Origin of the sequence: Chroococcidiopsis sp. CCALA 051 (assembly GCF_003015105.1) — a bacterium.
Lineage (GTDB): Bacteria > Cyanobacteriota > Cyanobacteriia > Cyanobacteriales > Chroococcidiopsidaceae > Chroococcidiopsis > Chroococcidiopsis thermalis.
Genome location: NZ_PYCI01000213.1, coordinates 1 through 7,468 on the forward strand (window position 1 = coordinate 1; position 7,468 = coordinate 7,468).

The window sequence follows — 7,468 nt, forward strand, 5'->3', positions numbered from 1 at the left end:
ATTGTAAATCGATGTTTTTGGCTTGGGCTGCTAGTTTTAAGCTCGTCACGGTGGATTCGACGACATTCAAAAGATTAACAGGGGCAAGGGTGAGGCGGAGGGTTCCCCGAATCATGCGCGAGACATCGAGCAAGTCTTCGAGCAGTTGGGATTGTGCTTGAGCGTTGCGCTCGATTGTTTCTAAAGCACGGGCAGCTACTTGAGGATCGTATTTGCGGGTACGTAACAGTTTTGCCCAGCCGAGAATCGAATTAAGGGGCGATCGCAATTCATGGGAAACCATCGCCAAAAATTCATCTTTACTGCGATCGGCTCGTTCTGCTTCCTGGCGGGCTAGCTGTTCTTTGGCTAAAAGTGCTTCCCGTTCTCGTTCCCATCGCTTTTTCTCGCTAATGTCGAGTACGAAAGCAACACCGCGATCGCGATATCCCGGCAGAAAAGCCCAGCCAAGTAAAATTGGAATGCGACTACCATCTTTACAAATGTATTCTTTCTCAAATGGAGTATATTTACCTATTGTTTGTAAAATCTCAAACTGTTGAGCGTCAGATGCATGGTATTCGGGCGGTGTTATGTCGTTGTATCTGATTTGTCCGGCTTGCATCTCTTGTCGCGAATAGCCAGTCATGCAACAAAAAGTATCGTTAGCATCGGTAATATGTCCTGCGGTGTTCCAAAAGAGAATTCCGATAAAATCGGATTCAAACATACCTCGGAAGAGTGCTTCGCTTTGACGCAAAGCTGCTTCGGCTTGTTTGCGCTGTGTAATATCTCGAATCAACCAACGCCAACCGACTAAATCTTCTTGACCGTTGCCGATCGCCGCTAGCGAAACTTCAGCAGGAAAAGGCTTGCCTCTGAAGGGTTTTAGGTTCAATTCCCAAGTTTGAATCAGCTGCTCGGTTGCAGAATAATTCAAACTTGCTGCAAATTGATTTAACTGCTTCCAAAAAACCTGCGTTTCTTGCGGATCGACAAAGACATTCAAAGGTTTGCCAATTAGCTGTTGTTGGTCGATCTCTAGCAAGCTCGTTATAGCTCTGTTTGCTTCTTGAATTATGCCTTGGCAATTGGTAACTAAATATCCATCTGGGGCAAAATTGAATAAATCTTGATACCGTTGGGTTTGTAGTTCGCTTAAATTACGAGCTTGGCTCAGTTCTTCGTTTTGTTGATTAAGTTCCTCTTGAGAAATTTGCAGTTTCTCTAACGCCACCTGCAAATTCTGATTGCTCTGTGTTAATGCGATTGCGCGTTGCTCTAGTTGAGCGTAAACATCTCGTAGGGTTGCTTCAGCTTGTTTCTTATCGCTAATATCTCGCCCTTCAGGAATAAGCAACACAACTTGTCCGGTTTCATCAAACACTGGTTTGAGGGAAAAATCAATTGTTGCTACCCTGTCACCTGCACTCAACACATCCACTTCATATCGAACAAATTCCCCCGCCGCCGCTTGCTCGATCGCTTCTCGTAACCGTGCTTGAATTTCGGGTGAAATCGTCCACCATTTGGTTTCCCAAAACGGGCGATCGATAACTTCTTCTTTTGCCACTCCCGCAAAATCTAGGGCAGTTTGATTCACTTCGAGTAAAATTCCTTCAGGGGAGAGCGATCCAATCATCTGAAATGTGGAATTGAAGATGGCGCGAAAACGGCGATCGCTCTCTCGCAGTTTTGCCGCTAACAAACGGTATTGCTGTTTATTTCTTTCCGCTGCCTCACGCACTTGTTTTTCTTGAGCTAATATTTGTTCTCGCTCAATTTCTGCTTGTTTGCGTGCCGTGACATCTCGCCAAGCTGCAACAAACCCATCATTTAATTTACTAATCCGAATATCGTAAGCTCGGTTTAAGCAGCGATCGCCATAAACATCTGTATAGTCGAGAGATTCTTTAATCAGCGGTTTGCCTGTTTCTACGACTTGGCAATATTCCTCAAACAAACCACTGTCCTTGTGAGCGGGGAATAACTCGCAAAGTCTTCTCCCAATTTGCTGTTCCTGGGACATGCAATTCTGTTCGCAAGCCGCTGCGTTAACATACTCAACTTGAAAGTCTAAGATACGTCCAGATGCATCGCGAATACTTGAATAAATGCCAAAACAATCGAGTAAATTTTCTACAGATGTTTGGAACCGTTGTTCGCTAGCTTGCAGTTTTTGTCGTAGTTGAGTATTGGCGATCGCACTACCTACTGCTTGCCGCAATTCATCCGCTGTGGCTTGCCCTTTCACGAGATAATCTACTGCACCATTTTTCAGTGCTTTGACTGCGATCGCCTCACTCCCATAACCTGTTACCATGACTACGGGAGGGCAATCTTCACCTGCTTGCTGTCTCAGCCTAGTTAGAAATGCCAAACCATCTAAATCTGGCAGTTGATATTCCAATAAAATTCCATCAACCGATCGCGATTGACACAGCAATAAACCACTTTGTCCCGATTCCGCCTCTATAATTTTATACTCAACTTCTTGCTCTGCTAAAAGATACTCTCGATAAATTTCTCGCTCTGGCGCACAACAATCAACAATTAGAACTGTGCGGTGCTGTGTCATAAATCCTATTTATAGATGCAGTACTTTACGGGCGATCGAGAAAGGCAGAGAGCAGAGGACAAAAGGTAGAAAGAAGTTTGACTACCAGTAATAGAATATACTCAATTACTGAGCAGATTACTGATAAATTTTTACATCCTATCTTTCGATACTTTGAAGCAATTCTCCTCCTTAAGACATCTATCTAACAGTAGATTGCTTTTTGGTTAGTCATTTGTTGTTGGTTGTTGGTTGATGGTTATTGGTTGTTGGTTGTTAGTCATTGATAACTGGTCACTGGTCACTGCTCCCTGATAACTGTCAAAACTCTGCCTCTAGCTGCCGATATAAACGTTGATAGCGAGAGAATAACTGATGATAGGTGCGTGTCAAGTCAGGGTTGGGCGAAATGCGATCGCGAATTTTAATTGTCGGTTGCACCTCAGATAAATCGGCGATCGCACCTACAGCATACATTGCTAATACGGCTGCCCCGTATCCACTGGCTTCGTAAACTTCAGGTATTGCTACCACCATACCAAATGCATCTGCCATCATTTGCAACCATGCATGAGAACGGGCAAAACCCCCAGAAGCGCGAATTTCTCCTGTCGTTCCAGCGATCTCTTGAATTGCCACGTTGATGCTGTAGACGGCGAAGATAATTCCTTCCATCGCTGCCCTAATTGTATGCGATCGCGTGTGGTTGAAATTCAAACCAAAGAAGACACCCCGCGCTTTAGGGTTCCAGTAAGGGGCGCGTTCTCCCGATAAATAGGGTAAGCAGATCAATCCTTCTGCACCTGCGGGTATTTCCATCGCCGCTTGAATCATCACGTCATACGGATCGATACCTAATCGTTTCGCCTCTTCTACTTCTGGATGACAAAAGCGATCGCGCAACCATCGTAAAACAATTCCACCATTATTGGTCGGTCCCCCGATCACCCAATGTTTCTCGGTGAGGGCATAACAAAAAGTTCGCATCTGCGGATCGGTAATCGGTGCGGGGGTTACAGTCCGTACTGCGCCACTCGTACCGATGGTAATGGCAAATTCACCAGGAGCGATCGCGCCTACGCCTAAGTTTGCCAGTACGCCGTCGTTTGCACCAATAACCACAGGTGTCTGCGGATCGAGTCCCATTGCTTCTGCATACTCTGTTTGCATCCCGCGTAAGATGTGGGTGGTAGGGACTAATTGGCTTAATTGTTCTGGTTTTATTCCTGCTATTGTTAAAGCTTCTGCATCCCAATTCAGTTGTTTTAAATTAAATAACCCTGTCGCGGAAGCAATAGAATAATCTACTACATAACGTTGAAAAAATCTATATAAAATATACTCTTTAATAGAAATAAATTTGGCGGCTTTGTGGAAAATTTCTGGTGATTTTTCCCGCAACCACATGAGTTTAGTCACGACAGATACGGGATGAATCGGACTTCCCGTTCGCAGATATAAGTTATGGGCAATTTCCTCCTGTTTGAGTCTTTCTGTTTGAGTAACGCTGCGATTATCAGCCCAAATAATGATATTTGATAATGGTTTATTGTTAGCATCTACTGGTAACAAACTATGAGTTGCCGTACTAAAACCAACTGCGGTAATTTCTTGTTTAGATAAACCAGTATCCATTGCCTGACGCACGGATGTAATGACTGCATTAAATAGTGCTTCTGGGTCTTGTTCTGCCCAGGTTGGATGCGGGACGATAATTTCATATCCCTGACTGCCCTTACCTTTAATCGTACCATCAGGAGAAAATGCGATCGCTTTGGTGCTAGTTGTGCCGATGTCTACGCCGAGGAAGTAAGTCATGATGGGAAGGGATAAGGGGAACAAGGGAGACAAGGGGGACAAGGGGGACAGGGAAAAATTATTTATAAAATCAATTTTAGGTTTTTGTGTGAGAGAAAGTGCGATCGCTTCAATTTAAATAACAGTTTGTTTTAAGTAGCGATCGCTATTTGGATTGTAGCTGACATTTGTAAGACAAATACAGCAGAAACAGAAAATATAAGGGGAGGGGTAAAACGCAAAAGGTGAAAATTGTTGAAGTTAATCAAGAGAACTTTAATGAGTGGCTAGACCTGGCATTAAAGCTTTGGTCAGATGAATCATTTGAAGAAATGCAAAAAAGTTTGACAAATATTCTCCACTCTCCTCGCGAGGCAGGATTTTTAGTCAAAGATGATAATGACAAAGCAATTGGATTTATGAATCTTTCGCTGCGCTACGACTATGTTCCTGGTGCGACTCAAAGTCCTGTGGCTTATGTAGAAGGAATTTATGTAGAAGATGAATATCGCAAACAAGGTATAGGGACAAAATTAATTCAATTTGCTCAACAGTGGGCAATTGAACGTGGATGTGTGGAACTTGCTTCAGATGCTTTATTGGACAACACGGCAAGTTATGATTTTCATACAAAGGTGGGGTTTCAAGAAGTAGAAAGAGTGGTCACTTTCATCAAACAAGTAACATCTTCTGGCTGATACTATTATTGTAAACATGCGATCGCTATTCTTTTACTTCTATTTTGTTTATCTCAAAGATAGTGAAATTACGTCATGACACAAGCACTCGAACGACAAATCTACACGCCTGAAGAGTATCTCGAACTCGAAGTTGCGTCCGAAACCCGCAATGAATACCGCAATGGAGCAATTATCTCGATGGCAGAAGGGACACCCGCACACAACCGCATCAGTGGAAATCTTTATATCGCTTTGAGCGTCGCTTTGAGACGTAAACCATACGAAACATTTCATATCGACCAACGGCTTTGGATTGGCGATCGCAACTTATATACATACCCTAATGTTATGGTAGTCGAAAAGCCTCTCCAATTTAAAGAAGGACGCACAGATACATTAGTTAATCCATGTTTTATTGCGGAAGTCTTATCTAAATCGACGCAAGATTACGACCGTGGTGAAAAGTTTGTCGCTTATCGTACTATTAATAATTTTCAAGAATATTTACTAATTGACCAATACAGCATTCATGTAGAACACTATGTTAAAACTGCTGTTAATCAATGGTTGCTCTCAGAATATGACGATCTTAATGTGACGCTATCTTTTAAAGTTTTTGAGTTTCAAATTCAAATTGCAGACCTCTATGAAAATATTGAGTTTGCCAACATATAAATTTTTCAACTGATAGCAAATAGTCTACAAGAATTAAATCTTTATTACACGAAAAAGCTGATAATAAAAACTACTAAAAATCCTACGCAACCAACGATTGTTTCCATGACCGTCCAAGCTCGTAAGGTTTCTTTTTCTGATAATCCTAAATAACGACTGACTAACCAAAAACCAGAATCATTAACGTGGGAAAGTACGGTTGCACCAGAAGCGATCGCAATTGTTATCAAGCCTACCATAGGCGGCGAATATTTCCCCGCTTCAATTGCTGGAGCCATGATTCCTGCTGCTGTTACCATCGATACTGTAGCTGAACCTTGGGAGACTCGCACGGCAGTTGCAATCAGAAATGCTAGCAGAATTATTGGTAAATTTGAGGCTGCCATTGCCCTAGCTAAAACATCTCCAACACCGCTTGCGACTAAAACTCTACCAAATACACCCCCAGCACCCGTGACTAAAATAATTAATCCTACTGGTTCTAGCGATTTGGTAGCAATTTGTTGCACTTCATCCAGGGAATATCCGCGTTTAATTCCTAAAATATAAAAGGAAAGTAGGGCAGCAATCATCAAAGCTGTAAAAGGATGTCCTAAAAAGGTAAGGAAGTTCCGCAAGAAGTTTCCTTCTGGCAAAATGACGGTTGAAACTGTGTTGAGCAGAATTAAGACTAAGGGAATCGCAATGATAGAAACTACCGTACCAAAGCGAGGTGGTTCCTTACCGAGTTCGTGCTTTGGTGCTTCAATTTCCATGTATTCTGGAACTGTAGCGTGAATTTTCCCTGCTATATATTTACCGAAAAGTACGCCACCGAAAATCGTAGCAGGAATCCCCGCGATCGCACCAAATAAAATTACCCAACCTAAGTCTGCATTAATTAACGAGGCGACTGCAACTGGACCAGGAGTGGGGGGAATGTAGCTATGACCGATCGCCAATCCAGCCGTCAGGGGAATGGCGTAATATAACAATGACTTCCCCGTGCGTTTTGCTAAACCGTACACTAAGGGGATGAGAATAATTAGCCCGACATCAAAAAAAACGGGAATCGCTACGATTAAACCTGTTAAACTCAAAGCCCATTGAGCTTTATCTTGACCAAATTTTTTCACTAACGTAGCTGCTAGCACTTCCGCGCCGCCAGATACCCGCAGCATTTCACCAAACATCGTCCCTAAGCCTACCACGATCGCGATAAAGCCGAGGGTACTGCCCATTCCCTGCTGGATCGTTTCGGCTATTTTATCTAACGGTATACCCGCTGCTATGGCAACAAACAGACTCGTCAATAACAGGGCAACAAATGCTTGCAAGCGCACGCCAATGACGAGAAATAAAAGGAGGGCGACACCTAGCATCGCCACAAAAATTAATGCACCAGGAGACATAATTCAGTGACCAGTGACCAGTGACCAGTTAATTTTGACTTTTGACTTGTAACTTTTGACTAGCTATCAGTTGACCAATTACCAATTTGAAAATTTAATTTTGTTTATTTTCGGAGATTAAGAGTTTTTTTACTTCTATCTTGAGATTCATTCTTAGCTTGGTAATTTTAGTTACATTGCAGCCAGATTAATAAGTATTTTTAGTCAAGATAAATTTAATAGTTTTTAATTTATTTGAGAGAATTATTATATACAAAAATTAATATTTGAGTTTTGACAGCGATCGCCGTCAAACAATTTATTTTTTTCATATTATAGACACGCTATATAAACTTATTAGCAATATTTCTTAAATTATTTTGAATGTAAAAATATACACAAAAGTTAAT

Annotated in this window: 5 protein-coding genes; 2 read left to right on the top strand and 3 right to left on the bottom strand. The window is 42.2% G+C overall.

The genetic code is table 11. The annotated features are described in order from the left end of the window. Together C7Y66_RS29380 and C7Y66_RS29385 are read right to left on the bottom strand one after the other, a co-directional pair. Positions 1–2,557 (bottom strand): PAS domain S-box protein (locus tag C7Y66_RS29380; protein WP_106548248.1); only part of this gene is annotated, 2,557 nt, incomplete at its 3' end. Between the two features lie 300 nt (positions 2,558–2,857). Next, the gene (locus tag C7Y66_RS29385) at positions 2,858–4,354 is read right to left on the bottom strand and encodes a gluconokinase (protein WP_106548249.1); all 1,497 of its coding nucleotides are present in this window, start codon (positions 4,352–4,354) and stop codon (positions 2,858–2,860) included. Between the two features lie 224 nt (positions 4,355–4,578). Between C7Y66_RS29385 and aac(6') the strand changes: the two genes are divergently transcribed. Both aac(6') and C7Y66_RS29395 read left to right on the top strand, forming a co-directional pair. Continuing rightward, on the top strand, positions 4,579–5,031 hold the full coding sequence (gene aac(6'), locus C7Y66_RS29390) for an aminoglycoside 6'-N-acetyltransferase (RefSeq protein ID WP_106548250.1): 453 nt from the start codon (positions 4,579–4,581) through the stop codon (positions 5,029–5,031). 75 nt (positions 5,032–5,106) lie between these two features. Continuing rightward, positions 5,107–5,688 (top strand): Uma2 family endonuclease, encoded by a 582-nt coding sequence (locus C7Y66_RS29395; protein WP_106548251.1) that lies wholly within the window; start codon positions 5,107–5,109, stop codon positions 5,686–5,688. Between the two features lie 44 nt (positions 5,689–5,732). On the opposite strand, the gene C7Y66_RS29400 is transcribed toward C7Y66_RS29395, so the two are convergent. Then, on the bottom strand, positions 5,733–7,079 hold the full coding sequence (locus C7Y66_RS29400; protein ID WP_106548252.1) for a GntP family permease: 1,347 nt from the start codon (positions 7,077–7,079) through the stop codon (positions 5,733–5,735). Positions 7,080–7,468: the final 389 nt, after the last annotated feature.